Here is a 24,837-nt window from a genome sequence, read left to right on the forward strand (position 1 = left end):
GGCCCTCGATGATGCGGGTGATGACGTCGGCGAGGTATCGATAAGGCTCGATGTCGATCAGCTTGCAGGTCGCGATCAGCGAGGCGATGACGACCCAATGCTCGGCACCGGCGTCGGAGCCTGCGAACAGGGCGTTCTTGCGGGTCAAGGCGAGCGGTCGGATGGTGCGTTTGACGACGTTGTTGTCTATCTCGATGCGGCCATCATCGAGGAGCAGGCATAGCCCGAGCCAGCGCGATAGCGTGTAGCGGATCGCCTCGGCAAGCTTGGTCTTCTGGCTGATGAGCTGGAGTTTGGCCCGCAGCCAGGGCTCGAGAGCTTCGACCAGTGGGCGGGTTCGCTCCTGGCGCACGATACGGCGCTCCTCGGCAGAACGACCTCGGATCTCGCCTTCTATGCGGTAGAGCTCGGCGATGCGCGTCAGCGCCTCGCTGGCGATCGGAGCCGGACCAGGCGTGGCGAGTTCGTAGAACTTGCGGCGCACGTGGCTCCAGCAGAAGGCGAGCTGCACGTCGTTGTGCCTGGCCAGTACCCTGTAGCCGCCGTAGCCGTCGACCCTTCGGCTTCGCTCAGGGCAGGCCTGAAGAATGCCCGTGAAGCCGCTCAGGTGCGCGATCGGCTGCTCGGCCTTGCGATCCGGTGCATAGACGTAGGCCACGCCGGGCGGATCGCTGCCGCCCCAGGGTCGATCGTCCCTGGCGTTGGCAAAGAGCTGGCCGGTCTTGGTCCGGCCACGGCCCGGATCGAGCACCGGTGCCGTCGTCTCGTCGGCGAACAGCTTGGGCGAGGCCTTCAACTTGTCGAGCAGCCGCTCGTGCACGGGCCGCAGCAGGAAGGCCGCGCGTCCCACCCAGTCGGCCAAGGTCGAGCGATCGAGGACAATGCCCCGGCGGGCATAGATATGGGCCTGTCGATAGAGCGGAAGATGGTCGGCGAACTTCGAGACCGGCACCTGGGCGACGGTTGCCTCGGTGGGCAGTCCGCCTTCGATCAATCGGGCCGGCGTCGGCGCCTGCACGACCACGTCGGTGCAAGCCCGGCAGGCATACTTTGGGCGATGCACCACCAGCACCCGGAACTGCGTCGGCACGATGTCGAGGCGTTCCGACACGTCCTCGCCGATCCGATGCACCCTGCCCGCACTGCACGGGCAGATGGTGCTCTCCACATCGACCACCGTCTCAATGCGCGGCAGATGCGTCGGCAGCTTGCCGCGGTTGCTCCGCCGGCGGACGGCGCGCACCTTGCGCTCGGCGGGATTGTGCTGCTCGGACACGGCCTGATCCGCTGCCGCTGACTGCTCGGCGTCCTCCAGTGCAAGCTCAAGCTGATCCTCGGGCAGGCTCTCGGCCCGCCGACCGAAGCGATGACGCTGGAACTCGCGAATGATCTGACGCAGCCGCTCGCTCGACAGTGGATCACAGACATTCTCAGCTTGCGACTGCTTTGCGCCTACCGAGTCAACTCGTCGCTGTCGGCACCACCGTCTGCCGCGGCTCATGAACACGTCGCCAGTCGAGCCCTTCGAGCAAGGCCTGCAGCTCAGCCGCGCTTAGCCGCAGGATCGCGTCCTGCACGCCGGGCCAGCGGAACTTGCCGTCCTCCAGCCGCTTGGCCACCAGCACCATGCCCGTGCCGTCCCAGAAGATCAGCTTCACCCGATCGGCACGCTTGGCCCGAAACACGAAGATCGCCCCGCTGAACGGGTCGCCTCCCATCGCCTCGCGCACCAGCGCCGCCAGACCCTCGAGGCCTTTGCGGAAGTCCACTGGCTTGGTCGCCACCAGCACGCGCACCCCGCCCGAAGGGATAATCACGCCAACGCCTTCACGGCTTGCAGCACCGCCCGCACCGTCGCCGCATCACTCCCCGCCGGCACCCGGATCACAGCCCCGCCATACTCGATCTCGATCACCGCCGAGTTCACCACCACCGACGCGAAGCTCAGCCGCTCCTTGGCCATCACAGATCGTCCGCGCGCCTGCCGACGCCAGGCGAACAACTGGGTCGGTGTCGGCCCATGGCGGCGTGCTACCGCGCTCACTGACCATTGCCGTCGACGCTCTCGGCCACGATCGCCGCCTTTTGCACGGCGCTCCACCGTTCGTTCCACCGCCGGCAACGCCCGCCTGTCACGCACATCCGTGACACCCGTCGCTTCCGATCTCTCCATCCTGTCATTGTGCGTCAGAACGCCCGAGCGACTAGGCGGCTCTTACCGGATGCGTACGCTCCATCTGCAAAACGCGCTCTGCGCTACTGTCTGCCCTATGAGTTCAATAGCTCTTCGGCAGCCCCAGCACGCGCTCCGCCACGTAGCAGAGAATGAGCTGCTCGCTGACCGGCGCGATGCGGGCGATCATCACTTCGCGCAGGAAGCGCTCGACGTGGAACTCCTTGGCATAGCCATAGCCGCCATGGGTCAGGATCGCGCGTTCGCAGGCATCGTAGGCCGAGCGCGCGCCGAGATACTTGGCCGAGTTGGCCTCGGCGCCGCACTCCTTGCCGTTGTCGTACAGCCAGGCTGCCTTGAAGGTCAGCAGGTTGGCCGCCTCGAGCTGCATCCAGCTCTCGGCGAGCGGATGCTGGATCGCCTGGTTCTTGCCGATCGGCCGGCCGAACACGACCCGCTCCTTGGCGTACTGTGTTGCGCGCGCCAGTGCCGCCTTGCCGATGCCGATCGCCTCGGCGGCGATCAGGATGCGCTCGGGATTGAGCCCGTGCAGCAGGTAGTGGAAGCCCTTGCCCTCCTCGCCGATCCGGTCCTCGAGCGGTACCTTCAGCCCGTCGATGAAGACCTGATTGGTGTCGATCGCCTTGCGCCCCATCTTCTCGATCTCGCGCACCTCGATCTTGCTGCGGTCGAAGTCGGTGTAGAACAGCGACAGCCCGTCGGTCGGCCGCTTGCACTTTTCCTTCGGGGTCGTGCGGGCGATCAGCAGCATCTTGTCCGCGACCTGCGCCGTGGTGGTCCAGGTCTTCTTGCCGTGCACGACGTAGCCGTTGCCGTCACGCTCGGCCCGCGTCTCCAGCGCCGTCGTGTTTAGGCCAGCATCGGGCTCGGTGACGGCGAAGCAGCCCTTCACCTTGCCCTTGATGATGTCGGGCAGGATGCGCTTCTTCTGCTCCTCGGTGCCGAACACCACGATCGGGTTGGGACCGAACACGTTCAGATGGATCGCCGAGGCGCCCTGCAGCGCCGCGCCCGATTCGGCCACCGCCTGCATCATGATGGAGGCCTCGGTGATGCCGAGACCGGATCCGCCGAACTCCTCGGGCATCGCGATTCCCAGCCATCCGGCATCGGCCATCGCCCGGTAGAAATCTTCCGGAAAGCCGCCTTCCTTGTCCTTCTTCAGCCAGTATCTCTCGTCAAAGCCGGCGCAGAGTTTCGCGACGCTGTCCTTGATGGCGAGCTGATCTTCGGAGAAGGCGAAATCCATTTCAATCCAATCTTTCTGCCATGACGAGTCGAAGGCGAGGGACCTTTGGAAAGGCGAACAGTCGCTCGCTATATCTAGGATGACAACATTGTCGATTCAAACCAAGTAGCGCATGTCGGTCGGCGTGCCACCGGCAGGCCCGAAGCCGAGCTGCAACAGACCCTGTCTCTGCGAAACTTCCCATCTGGTTGGCCGATGCGGCCCGCTTCGCTACGGCGCGCCCACCGACAATCCATCGCATCGCCGGGTCGCCCCCAGGCGGTCGGCGTCGTTGGCCTCCTCGTAGCCACTAAGACGGCCGAAGACGGACTGAAGAAACAATACCGTCAGCGTGTGCCGGCCGTTCTTGCCGGCGCAGATCACGAGTTCATTTCCAACCATGCCCGTCAAACCGAGTGCGTCATCGAGTTCATGGTAGACAAGCAATCTGTCGGCGGTGGTGATATGTGAATCATGGAATTGCGCCTCCAAGCGGCGCTCAAAATCAAGGCGCAATGGCTCGTCTCCAGAGTCATTCGTCGGGTTCACTGTTGGCCACAACTCCAGACGCCCTAAAGTATTGAACCTTACACAAGAATCAGCCTTGCTAGGCCCCAATTGGAAAAGCCCTCCGGAAATTCGGGGTCAAGAACGATTACGCCGCTTTCTGGTAAAACTCGCCGGTAGACTGCTGTCTAGCTCGACGCCCCTCAGCACGATATCGCAAAACTTCTGAGCCAGCTCGGAAATGGGCATCCGATCAGCAAGGTACCATGTGACGGCCCAGTTCATTGCCCCTAGAATCATCAGGCGCAGAACGGTCAGGTCGACATTCTTGCGAATCTCGCCTGAACGTTGTCCCTCTGACAGCAGGCGACTCCAGTACTCACCATATGACGCGCGAAGCTTTCGATTCTGCCGTTTGACGGCCGGGGGTGCCTGTTCGAATACCCGAATGTTCGCGGATGTATAGTCGCCCTGCTGCAAAAGCATCGTGAGGTGGGCCGTCACTGCGGCCTCGAGCTTTTCGCTGAACGTGGAGGAAGCGGGTAAGGACCCGATGGTGAGACGGACAGCGGAGAATACTCGAGTTATGCCTACATCGAGTACTTCTTGTAGGATGTGGTCTTTCGACTCGAAATAGTAATAGATGCTGCCGCCCTGCATTTCCGCAGTCATCGCGATGTCATTAATGGTCGTCGCGGCATATCCTTTAAGACTGAATGCACGTGCTGCTGCATCAAGAATGCGCTGCCTGGTGATCGCCGATTTCGGATTGGATGTGCGACGTGAATGGGTCGACAGTCCTTCACTCACTGGAATTCCCCCATATGGAGCCGACATGGGCTTAGCTCAACCACACCGAGACTAGGTCGTTCGCCAGCGGGCTCATCTGGCGACGTGCAATTCTAGAGGCGACATAATATCCATGTGTGAACTAAATGGTAGGATTGTCATTGTCACAGGCCGCTGGACCAGGTAGCGCTAATTGACTGTGCAGTGATGACCTGCGCGGGAACGGTGTTCCGAACCGCAAAAGTCGAACTTAGATCGACGGTCGCGGTGATTGGCTCCGTGGCGTAGGCCTATCGGCCGTCGAGCAGGCGTTCCGAATGCTGCGACGTGGAGGCACCGCGACCGTCATCGGCATGATGCCGCTCGGCACCCGTTTCGAGGTCTCGCGTGCGGAGCTACTCGGCGAGAAGCGCATCCAAGGCTCCACAATGGGAACCAATAAGTTTCGTATTGAATCGTCTGGTCGACTTCTATTTGCATGGCGATCTGAAGCTAGACAGGCTCATCTTGGGACGCATCCAGCTCGCCGGCATCAACGATGCTTTTGACCTGAGCCCCAGGTTTCATCCAGTCGAGTGTGGAATCCGTTCGTCATTGCTCCGCTCCCCAACGTTGGATCACGCGGGGTTAGAGTTTCCGGGCTTCGTCACGATGGCGGGCTGGGTGTGCCATGCGACGAAAGCAATGTAATCGGGGTCTTCTGCCCGATCGCGCCATGCGGGCGCTCCTCATTGGAGTACCTGCGCCAAGCCTCCATCTTTTGCCGGGCATCTTCAAGGCTCATGAACCAATGGGCGTTCAAGCATTCCGCACGAAAGCGGCCGTTGAACGCTTCGATGAACGCATTGTCGGTCGGTTTGCCGGGCCGTGAGAAGTCGAGTGTCACGCCCCTGGCGTATGCCCACAGTTCGAGATCGCGCGAGACGAACTCGCTTCCCTGATCGACCGGATCGTCGGCGGATAACCGACTCCGGCGCAAACCTGAGCCAGGATCCGGACCACGTCCTCGCCGCGATACGTGAAGCGCGGATCGATCGCCGGTGAGAAGCGCGAGAAGATATCGACCACCGTCAGCACCCGCAGCTTCCGCCCGGTCGCCAGCTGATCGTGGACGAAGTCCATCGCCCAGGTCTGGTTCGGTCCGGTGGCAGCCTTGCGGTCTTCCCGCAGCCTCGCCTTGACCCTCCGCTTGGGCGTCTTGTTGCGCAATTGCAGGGCCATCTCGCGATAAATCCGATAGGCCTTCTTGTGGTTGATGCGCCAACCCTCCCGGCGCAGCAGCACGTGCACGCGGCGGTTCCCACAGCGCACCCGCGTTTGGCAGATCTCCTTGATCCGCCCCTCCAGAACGGCCTGTCCGGGGGAGCCGCGATTTGTAGTGATAGGTCGATGTGTCGACCTCCAGGACCCGGCAGGTCCGACGGATCGACACGCCCCATTCGCCACGCACCTCGTCGACCAGCTTGCGCTTCCGGCCAGGCCTCAGAGTTTTCGGCGGATCACGTCCTGCAGCATCGCCTTGTCGAGGCTGAGGTCGGCCACGACCTTGCGCAGCTTGCTGTTCCTCGAGCTGCTTCAGCCGCCGCATCTCCGTCGGCAGCAACCCGTCGTACTTCTTCTTCCAGTTGAAATACGTCGCCTGGCTGATCCCAGCCTTCCGGCAGAGATCCGCAACCGGCAGGCCGTCCTTGCCCTGCTTCAGGATGAACGCCTTCTGTGCTTCCGAAAACTTCGATACCTTCATCGTCTTCCGCTCCTTCCCAGCCCTGGGAAACGACCGGAAAACTCTAGCTCACAACGGTCCAGTTTTAAGGGATCAGAGCACTTTCAAACAGCTCGAGACCGGCGAAGTGGCCCTGACCGTCATCGCATTCTGGGGCGGCACGCGCCGAAGCGATCTTTCGAACGCGGCCGTTGTGTACTGAGACAGTAATCGGCTGACAGTTACCGCGCCCGCGCCGGTGATCAGGCGGCTTCAGTCTGGTCGATGTTCTGCTGGTTGTCCTTCTGTGGATTGTCGTTTGCGGGGATGCGGTCGAGGAAGGCGCGGCCGGGCGTGCGGCCGTTCATGCCACGGCCCTGATGGGGCCGCGCGATGTTGTATGTGACGAGGTAGGCGTCGAGCGCCTACTGCATCTGCTCGACGGTCTCGAACCAGGTCCTGCGGCCTTCGACACGAAAGTGCTCGTCGAGCAGCGTGCGATGGAAGCGCTCGACGATGCCATTCGATTGCGGGCATCGCGCCTTGGTCTTGCGATGCTCGATGCCTTCGAGCTGGAGGAACAGCTCGTAGGGATGGCGGTCGGGCCGGCCGCAGAACTCGCGGCCATTGTCTGACAACACGGTCTTGATGGGCACGCCGTGTTCCTCGAAGAAGGGCACGACATCGGTGTTGAGCAGATGCACGGCGGTCAGCGGCATCTTGTTGGTGTAGAGGCGGCCCCAGGCGAAGCGCGAGCAGCTGTCGATGGCGGTCTGCAGGTAGACCTTGCCGATCGCCTTGAGGTGGCCGACGAAGAAGGTATCGACGGCCAGCAGATCGCCGGTGTAATGGGCCTCGATGTGGCGTTCGCGGAACTCCGGGCTGAAGCGTTCGAGTGCCGCGACCTGTTCCTCATTGAGCTGCACGACGCGGTCGGCTGAGGCCTTCTCCAGTCGCATCAGCCGCTCATGCCTGCCGAGCAGGCCGTGGCGGCTCCACACGCCGCGCACTCCGCTCGACGAGACCTGGATGCCTGCCAGCGCCAGCTCGCCGGCAACCCGCAGGGCGCCATGGCAGGGGTGGGCCAGGCAATGGTCGAGGAGCGCCTTCTCGACGTCCTCGCCGACCCGGTTGGGGTGCGGGTTGCGCGGTCCGGCAATCCTGTCGAGCAGGCCGTCGGCGCCGTAGGTCTGGAAGTTGCGCCGGATCATGTAGAACTGCTGGCGACTGTAGCCGACGATGCGGCAGGCCCTGCTGACGTTGCCGAATTGGCCGGCCAGCTCGAGCAAAGTGAGCTTGCGCCGTGCTACCTTCTTCTCCGTGGTCATGTCGTTTTCCGTTCGAGGTTGGATGTGCTTCACAACACCATCCTAACCTCGGCCGGGAGCGGCGTGGCCACACCGGGCATCGCTACGCTCGGGACCTGCGGCCCCTCCCTTCGCGACAACCGGTGTGGCGCAAACTGTCAGGTCAATATCGTCTCAGTTCAGCCGTTGGGCGTGCGTGATCCGCGATTTGTCACTTGGGTGGGTAGCGGGTTTCCAAGAACCCAAGAACTGCTTGTGAGAAATGATCATTCTGGTCGCCGACGACCATATGTCCTGCATCTACGACATTCGAATAGCTTGCATGTGGAACAAGCTCCAGAAATGCTTTGGTGACCTCTTCGCTTACGAGGTCGCTCATTCCTCCCCGGACCAGATGGACCGGGCAGCCAACGCGCCGAGCGGCATTTTCCAATCGGTCAAATCGCCGCTCTTGCTCCGGCGGCTGCACATTCGTGATGAAACGTGGATCCCAATGCCATCGGTAGCGACCATCGGATCCGAGCCGTAAATTCTTGGCGAGACCGCTCAGGTTGCGCCGCCGCTCACGATTCGGCAGGTAGGCGGCAATGACATCCGCTGCCTCGTCGATTGATTTGAAGCCCTTCTGGACATGAGCAGTCATGAAGCCCACGATGCGATTTATCCCTGCCATCTCCATTCTTGGCGTAACATCAACCAACGTCAGACAGGAAAATGTTCCAGCCGCTTTCTCGCCCTCAGCAATAAGAGCGGCGAGTCCGCCAAGGGACGCGCCGACTACCGCCGGCGGTTGGCCGAGACATCGGGCAACTGTGATTAGATCGTCAGCGAATGCGTCTAGTTCGTAGCGTCCATGTTCCGACCAATCGCTGTCACCATGCCCACGCAGGTCAAGAGCAATCGCCCGATAGCCTCGGTTGCACAGCGCTTTCATAGTGTTACCCCAAGCATGTCGCGTCTGGCCGCCGCCGTGTGCGAGCAGGATCGCCGGCCGCTCAATGCTGCCGGCAACGCTGGCGACAAGCCGAATTCCATCGGCGCCCACCAAACTCAATTCGTCCATTAACGTCTCCTGCACACACGGAACCAGATCAACGCCAGAGCGACATGCTGGGCGGAGCATGCGTATGGGGCAGCCAGGAAATACCGCCTAGTCTCAAGCGTCGCCACCTTCGGGGATTCGGCCATCCGGCGGCCAGTCCATGACGCCTTCCTCCAGTGGGATCCCGATGCTTCGAAGTAGTTGTGAAAACATGTTCCAGTTTCCGATCGCAATCACCATCTCAAGCAACTGCTCCGGACTTCCAATATGCTGCACGCACTCAGCCCAAACGGAATCCGAGATCTTTCCTTGCTCCAGCGTGTCATCGACTGCGGCTAGCACCGCCCGATCCGTGGCACTCAGGCGCGTCGATGAACGCCAGTCGCGCACTGCGATGACGTCTTCCGGCGGCAGTCCAACGCGTTCTGCGAAATGCCAATGCTGCGTCCATTCGTACTTGGCGCCCGTAGTCCACCCGATACGCATGATCAGGAGTTCGCGCAGCCGGATATCGAGTTTGTTGCCGGTGAAGAGCAGCGTGGTTAGCAAGTGGTTGACGGCAGACGCGAGCTGCGGATGACGCAACAGTGTCCGGTAAACGTTGAGGCCGGCCATCGACTCCCGAATACCGCACTCTCTGGCGGCAGTCTTAGCTTGTTCGATTGACAACATCTCAATGCGCGTGACCATTTACCTTTTCCCTTCAGTTTCGAATTCTCGCGTCGACCACGAAAACGCCCGAAAAGACCTTGCCGATTCTCTCCTTCAGAACCTTGGAAAGGATGGCATCCAATCCTGCATCATCCCCCCCCAACTGCGACGGCCCCGCTTCAGCCGCGCGCCAGTTGCCTCTGTGATCGCGCAGGCTACCGGTGCCTAGAGCCGTTATCGAAGGGGCGTGCATGCGGAGGGGCCAGCGCGGTCTCGCACCAGAAGCCTTCGGGCAGAACCAATGCGGTCGAGAAGTGTTCGGCGTCGCACAAAGCGCAGGCGTCAAGGGACGTGCAAGACCGACAACGCTGTCATCGGAAGACCACTGGAAGCTTCCGAGGACCGCGTACCGGGCCGTGCGACCAGGTCACGGAGGCGGGGTCGGCGAGCTCGAAGTCGGGAATACGCGCCAGCCACTCCTCCAGTGCAACCGTAATCTCCATGCGGGCGAGATTTGAGCCGATGCAACGATGAATCCCCAGTCCGAAGGCGGCATGTCGATTTTCGGCCCGATCGATCAGGACACGATCAGCCTGCGGAAAGATCTCCGGATCACGGTTCGCTGCCGGGAAGGACAGCAACACCATTTCACGCTCCTTGAACAGGCAACCGCCGACCGTGGTCTCCTTGGCGACTTGGCGGGCCATGGTCACCGGCGCATACGCCCGCAGAAACTCCTCCACCGCAAGCGGCATGAGCTCCGGCTCGCTGACCAACCGGCGTCGGTCATCGCGATTCTGAGCCAGATGCCAGAGGCAGGAGCCAATGGCACTCCAGGTTGTATCGATCCCTGCGATCAGCAAGAGACGGAGCGTACCGATTATGTGCTCATCGGAAAGGGGCTGATCCTCCATTCGTGCGCCAAGCAGGAAAGTGATCAGGTCCTCTCCGGGGACCGAACGACGGTTTGCGATCTGCACCCTGAAATAGTCATCCATCTCTGCCAGCGCCTGAGCGAAGGAGGCGTTCTCCGCGATTCCTTCGTGTAGAAGAAGGTGAATCCAACGTCGGAATCTGTCGCCGTCTCCCTCCGGCAGTCCAAGCATATGTGCAATGACGACTACGGGAACATGCTGGGCGTAGTCGATCGCCGCATCGCAATTGCCGTCCGATGCAAAGCGATCAACCAGGTCGCCGCATATCTTGCGCGCTCTCGTCTCCAGGCGGCTGATGGCGTCCGGGGTGAAAGCGGGCAGCAAGACCATTCGCGCCGGTCGATGATGCGGTGGATCCGAGGTGATCGGCGGCGAAGCCAGCGTCGACGCTGCCGGCGAGGATTTCGGCTTCTCGGAACCCGACGGTGCGCGGGGCGGCACTTCGCGAACGACCACGCGGCGTGAAGAAAAGTGCTCGGTATCGTACGCGATCGCCCGGACATCGGCGTACCGACTAGGGAAGTAAACGCCGTTGTATCGTTCGGAATGCGCGACTGGACATTGTCGCCGCAACTCATCCCAGATCCGATAGGGTTCGGTCACCCAGCGTGGGTCCAGGTGGTCGAAGTCTGTGGCCCAATCAGAAACAGGTGGGCGATCCGTCATTGTGACCTCCTTCAGTTAGGCTTGCGCCACCTTGATCGCGAATTCAGGGCAGTTTGCTTCGGCAAGCCGCGCCTTGCCCTCGAGGCCGGGAGGGACCGTGCCGTCGCCAACTGCATGCGCGTGCCCGAATTCGTCGAGTTCAAACAATTCCGGCGCGATCGCCTTGCATCGATTGTGTCCCTGGCATAGCTCTGGGTCGACGATGACTTGAAGGTCTTTCTGCTCGGACATCTCGAGAGCGCTCCCTGCGCGTTTTCCGGACGTGTTAGCTGCCCGTTTGATAGAAGTTCATTATCCGCGAAATTGAACGAGCACCCGTCAGCATGTCAGGCGATTAGCAAGCAATCACTATAGGCGGCCACAGTTCTCTAATGGACGTTAGAAGTTTGAAGTTGGGCAGTCAATCGCCGCGATTGGCGCTGAAGATGCGATTTTTCTGGCAGTCGCACCCTGATTGCAATGGCGCTTCGTCGTCGTTGCGGCATATCGGTAATGAATGGCGGGTGCGCGCAGAGGCGGCCGGCTATTGCGCTCCCGCACGCCCGCGATTTCGGGTCGCGAGTGGACAGACATTGCTTGACTCGTCGGTGTCAGCTGCCTACGTTTCTAATGGCGATTTGAAAGTCGGTTCAAGTAAATGCGCTCGACTTTCCAAGAACGTGAAGGAGATGTGCGCTGATGCCCGGCGATCCCAATCGCCTTTCTTGGTGGATGTGCAGTCCGGGAGGATCATAGTCGCGATGCGTGGATTGAAGAGCAAGCCTGTCATCGTCACGGGCGGCGCCAGCGGCATCGGCCACGCAATCGCCGGGCGTCTGGCGATGGAAGGAGCCGTGGTCGGCATCTTTGACATCAACGGACAGGCGGCCGAGGCCACGGCGAGTGCGCTTCGCGAGGGTGGTGGTCGAGCATTCGCTTACGAGGTCGACATCGTTGACTACGACGCGGTCGCGCGGGCCGTCGATGCGTTTGAGCAGGCCGCTGGACCAATCGGCGGTCTGGTCAACAACGCGGGTTGGGACAAGGCCGTGCGCTTCGTGGACAGCGATCGGGATCTCTGGCGAAAAGTGATCGACATCAATCTCTGGGGCCCGCTCAACGTCACGCATGTCGTGCTGAAGAAGATGGTCAAGCACGGCAAAGGCCATGTCGTCAGTATTGCCTCCGACGCGGGCCGGGTCGGTTCCTCCGGCGAAGCTGTCTACTCGGCCTGCAAGGGCGGGATTGCAGCATTCGGCAAGACATTGGCGCGGGAAGTGGCACGTCAGGGGATCGTGATGAACACAGTCTGTCCTGGGCCGACCGACACGCCCCTGTTCGCGACCGTCAGCGAATCTGCGGCGGGGCTCGCCGAGGCTCTCAAGAAGGCGATTCCGCTCCGTCGCTTGGGGCAGCCGGATGACTACCCCGGCATCGTCTGTTTTCTGCTCAGCGACGACGCCAGCTTCATTACCGGCCAGACCGTCAGCGTCTCCGGTGGCCTCACGATGCATGGGTAACTCGATGGACTATCAGGACATCCTCTACGCCCAGGCCGACCACGTCGCCACGATCACGATCAACCGGCCAAAGGTCTACAATGCGTTCCGTCCGCGCACCGTGGTGGAACTCCTCGACGCCTTTCTCAAGGCGGGATGGGATGGCGATGTCGGCGCCATCGTCCTGACGGGAGCCGGCGACAAGGCGTTCTGCACCGGTGGCGATCAGTCCGATCACAGCGGCCAGTACGGCGACGGATCGACGCGCGGCTCGGTCGGAATGCCGGTCGAGGAACTGCACAGCGTCATCCGCGACGTCCCCAAGCCGGTGATCGCCAAGGTGCGTGGCTACGCCATCGGCGGCGGCAACGTCCTGGCAACGATCTGTGACCTTACCATCGCCGGTGAAAGCGCCATCTTCGGTCAAGTCGGGCCAAAGATGGGCTCGGTCGATCCCGGGTTCGGCACCGCCTATCTGGCGCGCGTGGTCGGCGAGAAGAAGGCGCGCGAGATCTGGTACATGTGCCGGCGCTACACGGCCCGCCAGGCGATGGATATGGGGCTGGTCAACGCCGTGGTGCCTGACGACAAACTCGATGCCGAAGTCGAGACTTGGTGCGCCGAACTGGTGCAGCGCAGCCCTACAGCTATCGCCATTGCCAAGAAGTCGTTCAACGCCGACAGCGAAAACATTCGCGGCATCGGTGGTCTGGGTATGCAGGCGCTGCGCCTCTACTACGCGAGTGCCGAATCCCAGGAAGGGGTCAAAGCGCTCAACGAGAAGCGCCTACCGCGCTTCCGGGACTTCGTGAAGTAGGAGCCGGCGGTTGGACTTTTCCCTGACGCCCGAGCAGCAGCAGATCGGTGAGACCGCTCGGCGCTTCGCCGCCGAGAAACTAGCGCCGGGATACATTTCGCGCGAACAGGAACGCCGCATAGCGCCATCGCTGGTGCGGGAGATGGGTGCAGTCGGCTTGATCGGGGTCGATCTGCCGGAGGCGTTCGGCGGGCTCGGCGCGGACGGCGTCACGGCCGGGCTGGTGGTCGAAGGCATTGCCGGCGCCGATCTGGGCGTCGCCTATGTGCAGCTTCTCGGGTCCCTGATGGGTTCGATCCTGGCGCGCCATGGACCGTCGGAGATCGCGAGTGACGTCGTGCCGAGGATTTGCCGCGGCGAGACGCTGGTGGCGCTGGGACTGACCGAGCCGCGCGGCGGCTCCGACGCCGCGAATCTGCAGCTCAAGGCGCGCCGCGACAACGAAGGCTACGTGCTCGACGGCGAAAAGACTTCGATTTCGATGATCGAACAGGCGGAATCCATCGTCATCTTCGCCCGTACCGGCGAGGCCGACGCGGGGGCTCGCGGCGTGACGGCCTTCCACGTGCCACTCGACCTTCCCGGCATCAGCCGTTCCAGCTTCAACGACGTGGGTTCCAAGATCGTCGGCCGCGGCTCCGTCTTCTTCCAGGACGTGAAGGTGCCGGACGAATGGCGCATCGGCGGCGAAGGCGAGGGCTTTCGCACGGTCATGCAAGGGTTCGACTACAGCCGCGCGCTGATCGGACTGCAGGTGCTGGCGCCGGCCCGCGCGTCGCTCGAGGAAACCTGGCAGTATGTCACTGCACGTCAGGCCTTCGGTCATCCGCTGGCGCGCTACCAAGGCGTGACGGAGCCGCTGGCCGAGGCGGAAACGCTGCTCACAGCCGCGCGACTCCTGTGCTATCGGACGCTGTGGCTGCGCGACCAGGGCATGCCTCACACGTCGGAGGCGGCCATGTGCAAATGGTGGGCGCCGAAGACTGCCTTTCAGACTATTCATCGGTGCCTTCTGACGCACGGTCATTCCGGCTACACGATGGACCTGCCGCACCAACAGCGCCTCCGCGACGTGATGGGCCTGCAAATCGGTGATGGCACGGAACAGATCCAGAAGATGATCATCGCGCGCGAGAAGATCGGGCGCGTCGCGGTGCCGTACTAGCTGGAGGGTGCCGATGACCATTGTCCCACCTGTCCTCGTAGAGCTGCAAGCTCAGGTCGGTGTGATCACATTGAACCGGCCCGAGAAGTTCAATTGCATTTCACGCGGTCTAGCGGACGGCCTGTGTGCCGCCGTGCGGTCCTTGGAGGTGAACCCGGCATGCCGGGTCGTGCTGCTGAAGGCCAATGGCAAGCATTTCTGCACCGGCGCCGATCTCGACGAGGTTCTCGAGGCGCGCACGTCGCGAGCCTCGCTCGAGAGCTTCCTGTCGGCAGGACACGAAGCCCTCATGGCCCTTGAACGCTCGCGCCTGCCGGTCGTCGCCGCCGTGCATGGGCTGTGCCTTGCCGGCGGCCTCGAACTCTCGATGGCATGCGATGTCGTGTTCGCCGCCAGTTCGGCACGCTTTGGTGACCAACATTCGCGGTACGGGCTCATTCCCGGATGGGGCGGCACGCAGCGCCTGCCGCGCCTTGTCGGCCTGCGTCGGGCACTTCATCTAATGTACAGCGCGGAGTGGCTGGATGCGGTCGCGGCGCGCGAATGGGGGCTTGTGAATCTCGTGGTCGACGACGACGCAGCCCTCGCTGACCGTGCTATTGCGTATGCGCAGGCGCTGGCGACCCGCAATCCCGAATCCGTAGCGGCAATGAAGTCGCTCGCCCGTTCCGGCCTTGACGAGGCGTTGTCGGACGGGCTGGCGCATGAGGCCAGCTGTGTTGTCGACGTGCTTCGCTCAGAGAACGTCTCCGAAGGATTGACGGCTTTCCATGCCCGTCGAGAACCAAGATTTGTATAGCCATGCGCTATTTGGCGGATAGGAGGATCGACCATGGAACAAGCAGAGCAAGTCAAGCTTGGTCGTATACTGCTCGAATACATCGACAAAGATGAAAGGGCGCGTAGCGAGGCGCCCTTCGCCAATCCGGTTCGTGACTACATTTGTCGGGATCAAGCGGACCGCGAACGCGAATTGCTGTTCCGCGACCATCCGCTCATCCTTGGCATGACGGGCGACCTGCCGAATCCCGGCGATTTCTTCACCAACGACTTTGCCGGCCGCCCTATTCTTGTGGTCCGCGGAAAGGACGGCAAAGTAAACGCGTTTCTCAACGTGTGCCGCCATCGCGGCGCCAAGCTGGCGACAGCGGATCTTGCCCAAGGCTGCGCCCGAACCGGAGGATCCTTCAACTGTCCTTATCATGGATGGGCCTATGGCCTCGACGGGCGGCTCCTCGGCATTCTGGATGCCGACGCGTTCGGCGAAGTCGACCGGCCGACGCTCAGTCTTCGACGATTGGCGGCCGTCGAACGCAACGGCTTCATCTGGGTGCGACCAGGTAGCGAGAAGCCTTTCGATCCCGACACGCTGCTGGGCGCTCTCGCGCCGGAGATGGCGGCATATGGGTTCGAGCGCTACAGCCACTACCAGACGCGTACGCTGCGGCGAGCGATGAACTGGAAGCTCGTGATCGGCACATTCCTGGAGGGTTACCATATCAAGATCCTTCATCGGAATTCGATCGCCTCGATGATTCTGGGTGCGCACACGTCCTTCGATCCCTATGGCCGGCACGTTCGAATGGCGGTGCCACGCACCGGCTTCCGGACACTGCGCGAAGCGCCGGAGGGCGAGTGGGACGTGCTGAAGCACACGGCCGTCGTCTACGCGCTGTTCCCGAATACCGTGCTGGTTTGGCAGGGTGACCATATGGAGACGTGGCGCGTTTTCCCGGGGGCAACTCCGGACGAGAGCGTAATGCACGCGTCCCTTTACATCCCCGAGCCGGCCCTAACCGACAAGGCGACGCGCCATTGGGATCGCAACATGAAGATCCTGCTCGATACGGTGGAACATGAGGATTTCCCGCTTGGGGAGGACATGCAGCGTGGCTTCCATTCCGGCGCGCAAGACCACCTGCTGTTCGGCCGCAACGAGCCTGCGCTGGCGCATTTCCATCGCTCGGTCCACGAGGCGCTCTGCCTCCAGGAAGCATGAGTCCTGATCAACTGAATCACATGAGGAGACGACCATGAAGCAGCTGCCGATTTCCGCAGATTCGCATATCACTGAGCCTCCGGATTGCTATCGCGAGCATATAGAGGCAGCCTATCGCGACCGCGCGCCCCACATAGTCCGCGATCCCAAGTACGGCGACGTTTACGTCGTTGAAGGCATGAAGCAGACCGTCCCGATGGGCTTGGTGGCGGCAGCAGGCGTCGAGCCCAGTAGTATCCGTGTCGGAGGGGCGCTTTTCGAGGACCTCCATCGCGGCGGTTGGGATCCGGCCGCCCGCCTCGCCGATCAGGACCGGGATGGCATCGGCGCGGAGATCATTTATCCGACCGTCGGCATGGTTCTCTGCAACCATCCTGATCAGGATTACAAGAAGGCTTGCTTTGATGCGTACAATCGCTGGCTCCAGCAGTACACGATGCATGCCCCCGACCGGCTGATCGGCATTGGTCAAACGGGAATCCGCACCATCAAGGAAGGTGTTGCCGATCTCGAGCGCATCAAGGCCATGGGATTCAAGGGCGTCATGATGCCGGGCAATCCCGGCGAATTGGACTACGACAACCCGGCCTACGATGCCCTTTGGGAAGCCGCCGTCGCCCTCGACATGCCCTTGTCTTTCCACATCCTCACGTCGAGCAGCGACAGTATAAATCAGCACCGCGGCCCGCGGATCAACGGGTTCCTGTCGATCATTCGTGGCTGTCAGGACATCATGGGTATGCTGATATTCAGCGGCGTGTTCGCTCGCCACCCGAAACTCAAAGTGGTGTGCGTCGAAGCCGACGCCGGCTGGGCGCCGCATTTCATGTACCGCATGGATCACGCCTACAAGCGCCACCGCTACTGGATGAAGGGACAGGAGCTGCCGCGCCTGCCGTCGGAGTATTTCCGCGACAACATCAGCCTGACCTTCCAGGACGATTACATCGCCTTCAAGCTTGTCGACATGCTGGCGCCGCATCAGCTGATGTGGGCCAACGACTTCCCGCACAGCGACTCGACCTGGCCCTGGAGCCAGGACGTGATCGCCGAACAGGCCGCCCATCTCGCCGCGGGACAGCGTCAGCGGATCCTACACGACAACGTCGCGACGCTTTACCGCTTGGCGGCCTAGCCGGCCCTGGCATCATGTCCTGAGATTCGGCATCAACTGCCGGCAAGCCGCCTTCGAGCCGTGAGGGATCGTCATGAAGTTCAGCCTCTTCGTCTATTGCACGATTGGCCGGCGGGCTGAACTCGAAGGCGGGATGGCCGGCCGCAAACCGGAGCTTTACCAGCGCATGCTCGACGAGATCGCCGAGTACGCCCGGTTCGCCGACGATGCCGGGTATTTCGGCTTTGGCCATCCAGAACACCATCTGCAGATCGAGGGCTTCGAGATCTCGAACGACCCGCGGCTGATGGGAATGTGGATCGGCAAGCACACGAAGAGGCTGCGGGTCATCACCTGCGGCTTCGTATCGACCACACACAATCCGCTGCGCGTCGCCGAGGACATCGCTACCATGGATCACATGCTGGGCGGCCGCTTCGGCGTCGGCCTGGTGCGTGGCTATCAGGCCCGCTGGGTCGAAAATTTCAAGGTGCGGGACGATCTCCACGCCGTCGGTCCATGGAACAAGGATTCGCCGACTGACGAAGCCAACCGGGAATATTTCAGCGAGTTCGTCGACGTCGTCGTCAAGGCTTTGACGCACGATACCTTCAGCCATCGCGGCCGGTACTGGAACTTCCCGCCCGTCGGCATGGTCAACCCGCATCCGCACGGCGTCTACACGACGTACGGGCAGGGCGTCGCCCTGGACATGCGCATCAACGAAGTCGGCATCGCGCCGCGTCCGCTGCAGACACCGCACCCGCCGCTCTATGGCGGCTTCGCCGCCTCGATGCGCACGGCGTTGTTCTGGGCGAAGTACGGCGGCAAGCCGATCGTCTTGACGGACAAACTCGATTTCTACGGCCAACTCAATCGCGCCTATCACGAAGAAGCCGCGAAGCACGGCCAGGCCGTCAAACCCGGCCACGCGACGGCCTGGGGCGGCATCTTCATCTGCGCGCCGACCGATGCCGAAGCGCAAGAGCAGCTGAAGGACATGCGGTGGTTTTGGCGCCAATGGGCCACCCCGTTCGGCCAAGGCCTGCCCGAGCTCTTGGTCGGGTCGCCCGATACCATCTCGCGGCGGCTGGAAGCAGTTCAGAAGGCCGTACCCGGCCAGGACGAGATCGTGCTGTTGATACCGCAAGGCCTGCACGACCGCGGCCAGATCCTGCGATCGCTGGAGCTGATGGCGACGAAGGTCATGCCGCGCTTCCAGGCCCCCACTTGATCATGCTGGCGAAACGTCGGCACTCATGACCGATTCAGTATCCGCCGGCGAACGCCGGTTCGGCTTCAGCGACGCCGAGCTCCTCGCGCATCCCACCGTATTCGGGCCCGACCTGTTCAAGGGCAAGGTGATCGTGGTTTCGGGCGGGGGTAGCGGCATTGGCAAGGCGATCGCCATTCTTTTCGCGAGGCTCGGCGCACGTCTCGTTCTGTGCGGTCGCAAGCCGGAGAAGCTCGAAGCCACGGTCGCCTTGCTGCGCGGCCTTGGCACCGACGTCGACGCCATGGCGATGAACATTCGCGAACCGGACGAGGTCGAATCCTTCATCGAACGCGTATGGTCGACCCATGGCCGACTTGACGTGCTCGTCAACAACGCCGGCGGGCAATTCGCACAGCCGGCGATCGATTTCAGCGTCAAAGGCTGGAGGGCCGTGATCGACACGAACCTCAACGGCACGTGGTACATGATGCAGGCCGCTGCCCGGCGCTGGCGCGATCATGCCCAAATGGGCAATATCGTCAATATAACGGCTACTATCAGACGCGGATTACCGCACATGGCGCATTCGACCGCGGCGCGCGCTGGTGTAATCTATCTGTCGAAGACGGTCGCGGTGGAATGGGCGCCTTTGGGCATCCGGGTCAATTGCCTCGGGGTCGGTGCCGTGGAGAGCAGTGGCTTCGAGCAATACTCCAACGAGGGCCGGAAGACCTTTTACGAGAGCAATCCTATGCGTCGCCCGGGCGATGTCTGGGATGTCGTCGAAGGCTGCGTCTATCTGGCCGGTTCCTCGGGCAAGTTCATAACCGGCGAGGTCCTTACCATCGACGGTGGTCAGCAGATGTGGGGCGACTTCTGGTCGGCTGGCCGGCCGGATTACTTCAAGATCGGCTAGTCACCGGTCAATTACCCGCCGGTCTTGCCCGGCAATGCACCTAGGGGGCCGTCATGAGTCAGATCATCGTCAACGAACCCAACCGCTGGCGTCTGGACACGCCCGGCGCCGCCGGTTGGGCGCGCAGCGCGCGCCCCGATGCTGCGCGGAAGTACTTCATGGTTTCCGCCGATGGCCACGCCAATGAACCGGCAACCCTGTGGCTCGACCGCATGGACAAGAAATATCACGAGCGCCTGCCGCGCGTGGTCACCGACAAGGACGGCGTGCAGTGGCGGTACTGCGAAGGCTATCGCCCCGACCGCCTGCGCCTGTCGACATTGGAAGGCGAGGACATGGCGCGCAATAAAGCGGGCGCCGATCCGCTTGGGCGGCTGGCAGATCACGATCGCGACGGCATCGACGTCGAGCTGATTTTCCCTAACAAGGGCTTGGCCATGTGGGCCACGCCCGATCCGCAGTTCGCGATGGCGCAGTGCCGGGTGTGGAACGACTGGGCATGGGAGCAGTTCGGCACGTATCAGGACCGCATGATCCCCGCCGGCTCGATCGCCACGGGCGATTTGGAAGGATCGATTTCTGAGGTGCGGCGCCTGGCCAAGCTCGGCTTCAAGTGCCTGACCTTGCCGTGCAAGCCGATCTGGGGCGGCTACGACAGCAATCATGTGAACTACAACCTGCCGCACTTCGATCCGCTGTGGGCGGTAATCCAGGACGCCAACCTGCCGATCACCTTCCACGTTTCGACCGGCCGCGATCCGCGTGCCGCGCGCGGCAACGGGGGGGCCGTCGTGAATTACGTCTCGCACTCGCTGTCGCCCACCATCGAGCCGGTGGCCAATCTCTGCGCCTCGGGCGTGCTCGAGCGCTTCCCCAAGCTGCGCTTCGCCACCATCGAAGCCGGCATCGGCTGGGTGCCCTGGCTGCTCGACGCCATGGACGAGGCCTACAAGAAACATCACTTCTGGGTGCGGCCCAAGCTGCAGGGCCTGCCCAGCGACTATTACCGTGCGCACGGCTTCTCCTCCTTCCAGGAGGACAAGGCGGGCCTCGACCTTGCCGAAACGCACGGTCTCGCCGGCAACTTCATGTGGGCCAACGACTACCCCCACCACGAAGGCACCTGGCCGCATTCGGCCGAAGCCATCGAGCGCACCATGGGCCAGCTCGCGGACGGCGCGCGCGCCAAGGTGCTGGGGCTGAACTGCGCTCGCTTCCTGGGGATCGAGGTCCCGGCGCGCTATCGCACGAACTGACGGAAGCGGACATGAGCAAGCGTACGCTTCGCGGCAAGGCGGCGATCGCCGGTGTCGGCGAGACTCCCTACTACAAACACGGCAAGGCGCCGGTCTCCGAGTTCAAGCTCGCCCTGCAGGCAATCCTCGCTGCCTGCGAGGACGCCGGCATCGATCCGCGCCGGATCGACGGCTTCGCCTCCTATTCCAACGACCGCAACGATCCGTCGCGTCTCGCGGCGGCACTCGGCCTGCCGGCGCTGCGTTTCTCCAACATGAACTGGGGCGGCGGCGGGGGCGGCGGATCGGCCGCCGTGGGCAACGCGGCGGCGGCGGTTGCTTGTGGCATGGCCAACTGCGTCGTCGTGTTTCGTGCGCTGGCGCAGGGTCAGTTCCAGCGCTTCGGCGCGGCACCGCCGGGCGGTGCCGCCGCCGGCGAGGCCGCACTCAATGCGCCCTATGGCGTGATGTCGCCGGCGCAACGCTACGCCATGCGGGCGATGCGCTTCCTGCACGAGAACCACATCGAGCCTTCGGCGCAACGCGCCATCGCGCTCGCCTCGTACCGCCACGCCCAGGCCAATCCGCGTGCGGTGATGCACGGCCGGCCGCTGACCGCCGAGGCCTACGACGCCTCGCGCTGGATCGTCGAGCCCTGGCGCCTGTTCGATTGCTGCCAGGAGAACGACGGCGCGGCAGCGCTGATCGTAGTACCGGCGGAGGAGGCGCGCGATTTCCGCCAGCCGCCGGCTTACCTGCTGGGCTCGGCGCAGGGTTCCGAGTACCGCAACGGCGCGCGCGGCCACAACGCGCCGCTATACGCCACTTCGAGCTTCACCACCGTGGCGCCGCAGCTCTACGATATGGCGGGCGTGAAGCCGGCCGACGTCGACGTGGTGCAGAGCTACGAGAACTTCACCGGTGGCGTGCTGATGAGCCTGGTCGAGCACGGCTTCTTCACGGCCGAGCAGGCCAACGACTTCCTCACGCCGGAGAATCTGACGGCGCCCGGCGGCAAGCTGCCGCTCAACACCTCGGGCGGCAACCTGGCGGAATGCTACATGCACGGCCTCGAGCTGCAGGTCGAAGCGGTGCGCCAGTTGCGCGGCCAGTCGACCGCGCAGGTGCCCGACGCGGAAGTGTCGATGGTGATTTCCGGCCCGATGGTGACGCCGGTCTCGAGCATGATCCTGGGCACGGAGGCTGTGCTGTGAGCTACCTGCCGACTTACTTACCGGCTGGACTGCCGATCCCGGTGCCGGAGAACGACGGCTTGGACAAGCCGTACTGGGACGCTGCCCGCAAGGGCGAGCTTTTGGTGCAGCGCTGCAAGGCCTGCGGCACCTTCCAGTGGGGTCCGGAATGGATTTGCCACAAGTGCCTGTCGTTCGACATCGACTGGCACAAGGTCTCGGGCAAGGGCCGCATCTACAGCTGGGAGCGGCCTTGGCATCCGGTGCATCCGGCGCTGAAAGGGCACGGTCCCTACATCGTCGTCCTGGTCGAGCTGCCCGACGCCGGCAATGTGCGCATGCTGGGCAACCTGGTCGGAGACCCACGCCAGGAGGTCCATATCGGCGCCGAGGTCGAGGTCGTATTCGAGCCGCACGACGATGCCAAGCCGCCCTTCACCCTGGTTCACTGGACGGTCGTCGGGCCAAATCGATACGGCTCCACGCCGGAGAAGAGGTGACGCGATGCTGCCCAGGAAAACGATGGCCATGGTTCAAACGGGTCCGCGCCAGTTGGAGCGTCGCGATCTGCCGATCCCGCCGATCAGCGCCGACAGCGCCATTCTCAGGATCGAGGCTTGCGGCATCTGCGGCAGCGATCACGAGCAATACGAGGGCGCGCTGAACACGCCTTATCCGGTCGTCCCCGGCCATGAGCCGTTGGGTATCATTGCGGCCATCGGCGATGTTGCCGCGAAGCGCTGGCGCGTCGATGTCGGCGACCGTGTCTGCGTCGAGACGATGCTGTCCTGCCACTGTTGCAACACGTGTCTCGGCGGGCACTACCATCTGTGCGACCGGCGGCAGATCTATTCCTACATCCCGCTCACCGTGGCGCCGGGAATCTGGGGTGCGTACTCGCAGTACATGTATCTCGCGCCCAACGCGATCGTTCACCGGATCGACAAGTCCTTGCCGCCGGAGATCGCGGTCATGTTCAATCCGCTCGGCGCCGGTTTTCGTTGGGCGGTTGAGCTTCCCGAGACAAGCCCGGGCGATACGGTGATGATCCTGGGCCCGGGTCAGCGCGGATTGGCCAGCGTGGTTGCGGCACGCCACGCCGGAGCGGGCACGATCATCGTTACCGGGTTGGCCTCGGACGCCAAGAAGCTGGCCGTCGCGCGTGCCCTCGGCGCGGACTACACGATCGACGTAGACAACGAGGATCCCAGGGAGCGTGTCCGAGAGATCACGGCCGGAAGAGGCGTGGATGTAGTTGTCGATGTCACCTCCTACGCCACGCAACCCGTACGAGGGGCCCTCGACTACGTGCGCCGCGGCGGCACGATCGTCCTGGCCGGCGTGAAGGGGTTCACCATGCAGGACGGGAAGAGGCGTCAAAAGACAGTACCCGACTTCGTTTCCGACATTGTTGTCTGGAAGGAAATCACCATTAAGGGTGCCATCGGCGTTCTCAGCTCGGGCTACGGCAAGGCGATCGATCTTATCGAAAGCCGGAAGGTTCCGCTTGCGCTGATGCACACGCATGATTTCGCGTTGGAAGAGGCGGATTTGGCGATCCGAACGCTCGCCGGCCAGGTCGATGGCGAACGGTCGATCCACTCTTGCCTTATCCCACCCTCGTGACGCTAAGGAAGAACCAGGTCCGGAAAGACAACACCATGAACATTCCGCCACGGCTTCCGCCCTTCAATCAGGAAGTGGCTCACCGTTTCCTCGAATCGACCATACCTTCATCCGGCCTTCCGGAATTCCTTGGCCTACGCACCACGCTCGTCGAGCCCGGGCGTCTGCGCATCGAGATGGAAGCAGATACCAGGCTGCTGACGCGTTTCGGCAATCTGCATGGTGGCGTGCTCGCTGCTTTGTGCGACCATGCGCTTGGACTCGTATGCTACCCACACATGCAGGCGGGCCAATGGGCAGCCACGATGGAGTTCAAGCTGAACCTCCTCGCGCCAGTATCTTCTGGCAAGGTGATTGCCGAGGCACGCATTGTCGGCATGACGCGCTCGACCGCAGTGGTGCGTATCGACGTGGAGAACCACGGCCGGACCTGCGGCGCTGCTCAAGGCACGGTTTTGATCATGCAACCAAAGCTACCGAAGTCCCGTGACTAGGGTCAAAACCCAATAGAAGTCTTGCGCGATGAATCGGTTGTCGATTCTCTAGGTGGGCAGAGGTGAGCCCATGCGGAACAACTTATTTTGGCTGAGCGACGCGCAGTGGCGAAGAATTGAACCGCTGCTGCCAACGGACGTGCGCGGCAAGGATCGCGTGGATGATCGGCGTGTGATCAACGGCATCCTGCATTTGCTGAAGATCGGCTGCCGATGGTGCGATTGCCCGCCGGAATACGGCCCACCGACGACGATCTACAATCGCTTCGTGCGCTGGGCCAGGCGCGGTGTGTGGGAACGGCTGTTCCGCGAGCTCGCCGTTCGTGGCCGCTCGACTGAGACGCAGATAATCGATTCGATGCATATCAAAGCGCATCGTTCGGCATCGGGCGGAGAAGGGGGGAGCAGAAACAGGCGATTGGCCGCTCACGTGGCGGGCGCAATACGAAGATCCACGCAATCGCAGATGCTAAAGGCCGTCTTCTTTCGTAAGGGTCGTTTTCAGGCCACGGCCTTGAGCACTTGCGGAGTGGCGTAGGCCCATGGCAGCAGGTCGTCGAGAC

Annotated in this window: 22 protein-coding genes and 4 pseudogenes; 14 read left to right on the top strand and 12 right to left on the bottom strand. The window is 62.6% G+C overall.

Annotated elements, in window-relative coordinates; translation table 11 throughout:
- The 12 genes and pseudogenes from tnpC to ACT6UX_RS29110 all read right to left on the bottom strand — a co-directional run.
- Positions 1 to 1,501: IS66 family transposase (tnpC, locus tag ACT6UX_RS29055; protein WP_444778644.1), on the bottom strand; the 1,501-nt coding region annotated here is incomplete at its 3' end.
- Positions 1,461 to 1,817: an IS66 family insertion sequence element accessory protein TnpB gene (gene tnpB / locus ACT6UX_RS29060; RefSeq protein ID WP_444778645.1), complete on the bottom strand. Its 357-nt coding sequence runs from the start codon at positions 1,815 to 1,817 to the stop codon at positions 1,461 to 1,463. The genes tnpC and tnpB, both read right to left, overlap by 41 nt.
- Positions 1,814 to 2,044, bottom strand: coding sequence for a transposase (locus tag ACT6UX_RS29065; protein WP_444778646.1), 231 nt, complete (start codon positions 2,042 to 2,044; stop codon positions 1,814 to 1,816). Before ACT6UX_RS29065 ends, tnpB begins: the two co-directional genes overlap by 4 nt.
- 232 nt (positions 2,045 to 2,276) lie before the next feature.
- Positions 2,277 to 3,443 carry an acyl-CoA dehydrogenase family protein gene (locus tag ACT6UX_RS29070; protein WP_444778647.1) on the bottom strand — a complete coding sequence of 389 codons (1,167 nt, stop codon included), beginning with the start codon at positions 3,441 to 3,443 and terminating at the stop codon, positions 2,277 to 2,279.
- A gap of 172 nt (positions 3,444 to 3,615) precedes the next feature.
- Positions 3,616 to 3,971 (bottom strand): annotated as a pseudogene (locus tag ACT6UX_RS29075) (transposase); the annotation flags it as partial.
- A 96-nt stretch (positions 3,972 to 4,067) separates the two neighbouring features.
- The gene (locus ACT6UX_RS29080) at positions 4,068 to 4,739 is read right to left on the bottom strand and encodes a TetR/AcrR family transcriptional regulator (RefSeq protein ID WP_444778648.1); all 672 of its coding nucleotides are present in this window, start codon (positions 4,737 to 4,739) and stop codon (positions 4,068 to 4,070) included.
- A 625-nt stretch (positions 4,740 to 5,364) separates the two neighbouring features.
- A pseudogene (locus ACT6UX_RS29085) lies at positions 5,365 to 6,462 on the bottom strand (IS3 family transposase).
- A gap of 221 nt (positions 6,463 to 6,683) precedes the next feature.
- Positions 6,684 to 7,748, bottom strand: a pseudogene (locus ACT6UX_RS29090) (IS481 family transposase).
- A gap of 190 nt (positions 7,749 to 7,938) precedes the next feature.
- The gene (locus ACT6UX_RS29095) at positions 7,939 to 8,790 is read right to left on the bottom strand and encodes an alpha/beta fold hydrolase (protein WP_444778649.1); all 852 of its coding nucleotides are present in this window, start codon (positions 8,788 to 8,790) and stop codon (positions 7,939 to 7,941) included.
- A gap of 93 nt (positions 8,791 to 8,883) precedes the next feature.
- The gene (locus tag ACT6UX_RS29100; protein ID WP_444778650.1) at positions 8,884 to 9,459 is read right to left on the bottom strand and encodes a carboxymuconolactone decarboxylase family protein; all 576 of its coding nucleotides are present in this window, start codon (positions 9,457 to 9,459) and stop codon (positions 8,884 to 8,886) included.
- Between the two features lie 332 nt (positions 9,460 to 9,791).
- On the bottom strand, positions 9,792 to 11,021 hold the full coding sequence (locus tag ACT6UX_RS29105) for a cytochrome P450 (protein ID WP_444778651.1): 1,230 nt from the start codon (positions 11,019 to 11,021) through the stop codon (positions 9,792 to 9,794).
- 15 nt (positions 11,022 to 11,036) lie between these two features.
- Positions 11,037 to 11,252: a ferredoxin gene (locus tag ACT6UX_RS29110; protein WP_444778652.1), complete on the bottom strand. Its 216-nt coding sequence runs from the start codon at positions 11,250 to 11,252 to the stop codon at positions 11,037 to 11,039.
- Positions 11,253 to 11,761: 509 nt separating this feature from the next.
- Here ACT6UX_RS29110 and ACT6UX_RS29115 point away from each other — a divergent pair.
- The 14 genes and pseudogenes from ACT6UX_RS29115 to ACT6UX_RS29180 all read left to right on the top strand — a co-directional run.
- Positions 11,762 to 12,520 carry an SDR family oxidoreductase gene (locus ACT6UX_RS29115; RefSeq protein WP_444778653.1) on the top strand — a complete coding sequence of 253 codons (759 nt, stop codon included), beginning with the start codon at positions 11,762 to 11,764 and terminating at the stop codon, positions 12,518 to 12,520.
- 4 nt (positions 12,521 to 12,524) lie between these two features.
- Positions 12,525 to 13,316 carry an enoyl-CoA hydratase-related protein gene (locus tag ACT6UX_RS29120; protein ID WP_444778654.1) on the top strand — a complete coding sequence of 264 codons (792 nt, stop codon included), beginning with the start codon at positions 12,525 to 12,527 and terminating at the stop codon, positions 13,314 to 13,316.
- A 10-nt stretch (positions 13,317 to 13,326) separates the two neighbouring features.
- Positions 13,327 to 14,481, top strand: a complete 1,155-nt coding sequence (locus tag ACT6UX_RS29125) for an acyl-CoA dehydrogenase family protein (RefSeq protein WP_444778655.1) — start codon at positions 13,327 to 13,329, stop codon at positions 14,479 to 14,481.
- Between the two features lie 13 nt (positions 14,482 to 14,494).
- The gene (locus ACT6UX_RS29130) at positions 14,495 to 15,280 is read left to right on the top strand and encodes an enoyl-CoA hydratase/isomerase family protein (RefSeq protein ID WP_444778656.1); all 786 of its coding nucleotides are present in this window, start codon (positions 14,495 to 14,497) and stop codon (positions 15,278 to 15,280) included.
- Positions 15,281 to 15,313: 33 nt separating this feature from the next.
- Complete coding sequence (locus ACT6UX_RS29135; protein WP_444778657.1) at positions 15,314 to 16,480, top strand: aromatic ring-hydroxylating oxygenase subunit alpha; 1,167 nt, start codon at positions 15,314 to 15,316, stop codon at positions 16,478 to 16,480.
- 34 nt (positions 16,481 to 16,514) lie between these two features.
- Complete coding sequence (locus ACT6UX_RS29140) at positions 16,515 to 17,615, top strand: amidohydrolase family protein (protein ID WP_444778658.1); 1,101 nt, start codon at positions 16,515 to 16,517, stop codon at positions 17,613 to 17,615.
- 73 nt (positions 17,616 to 17,688) lie between these two features.
- Positions 17,689 to 18,828 carry an LLM class flavin-dependent oxidoreductase gene (locus ACT6UX_RS29145; RefSeq protein ID WP_444778659.1) on the top strand — a complete coding sequence of 380 codons (1,140 nt, stop codon included), beginning with the start codon at positions 17,689 to 17,691 and terminating at the stop codon, positions 18,826 to 18,828.
- 25 nt (positions 18,829 to 18,853) lie between these two features.
- On the top strand, positions 18,854 to 19,726 hold the full coding sequence (locus tag ACT6UX_RS29150) for an SDR family oxidoreductase (protein ID WP_444778660.1): 873 nt from the start codon (positions 18,854 to 18,856) through the stop codon (positions 19,724 to 19,726).
- A 53-nt stretch (positions 19,727 to 19,779) separates the two neighbouring features.
- Entirely contained in the window at positions 19,780 to 20,982 is a 1,203-nt protein-coding gene (locus ACT6UX_RS29155) for an amidohydrolase family protein (RefSeq protein ID WP_444778661.1), read from the top strand.
- 11 nt (positions 20,983 to 20,993) lie between these two features.
- A complete protein-coding gene (locus ACT6UX_RS29160; protein ID WP_444778662.1) occupies positions 20,994 to 22,175 on the top strand; it encodes a thiolase C-terminal domain-containing protein in 1,182 nt (393 codons plus the stop codon).
- Positions 22,172 to 22,654, top strand: coding sequence for a Zn-ribbon domain-containing OB-fold protein (locus ACT6UX_RS29165; RefSeq protein ID WP_296389927.1), 483 nt, complete (start codon positions 22,172 to 22,174; stop codon positions 22,652 to 22,654). Before ACT6UX_RS29160 ends, ACT6UX_RS29165 begins: the two co-directional genes overlap by 4 nt.
- 4 nt (positions 22,655 to 22,658) lie before the next feature.
- Positions 22,659 to 23,780: a zinc-dependent alcohol dehydrogenase gene (locus ACT6UX_RS29170; RefSeq protein ID WP_444778663.1), complete on the top strand. Its 1,122-nt coding sequence runs from the start codon at positions 22,659 to 22,661 to the stop codon at positions 23,778 to 23,780.
- A gap of 35 nt (positions 23,781 to 23,815) precedes the next feature.
- Positions 23,816 to 24,274, top strand: a complete 459-nt coding sequence (locus ACT6UX_RS29175; RefSeq protein WP_444778664.1) for a PaaI family thioesterase — start codon at positions 23,816 to 23,818, stop codon at positions 24,272 to 24,274.
- Positions 24,275 to 24,344: 70 nt separating this feature from the next.
- Positions 24,345 to 24,754: pseudogene (locus tag ACT6UX_RS29180) on the top strand (IS5 family transposase); the annotation flags it as partial.
- Positions 24,755 to 24,837 lie beyond the last annotated feature (83 nt).

Origin of the sequence: Reyranella sp. (genome assembly GCF_052439685.1) — a bacterium.
GTDB lineage: Bacteria > Pseudomonadota > Alphaproteobacteria > Reyranellales > Reyranellaceae > Reyranella.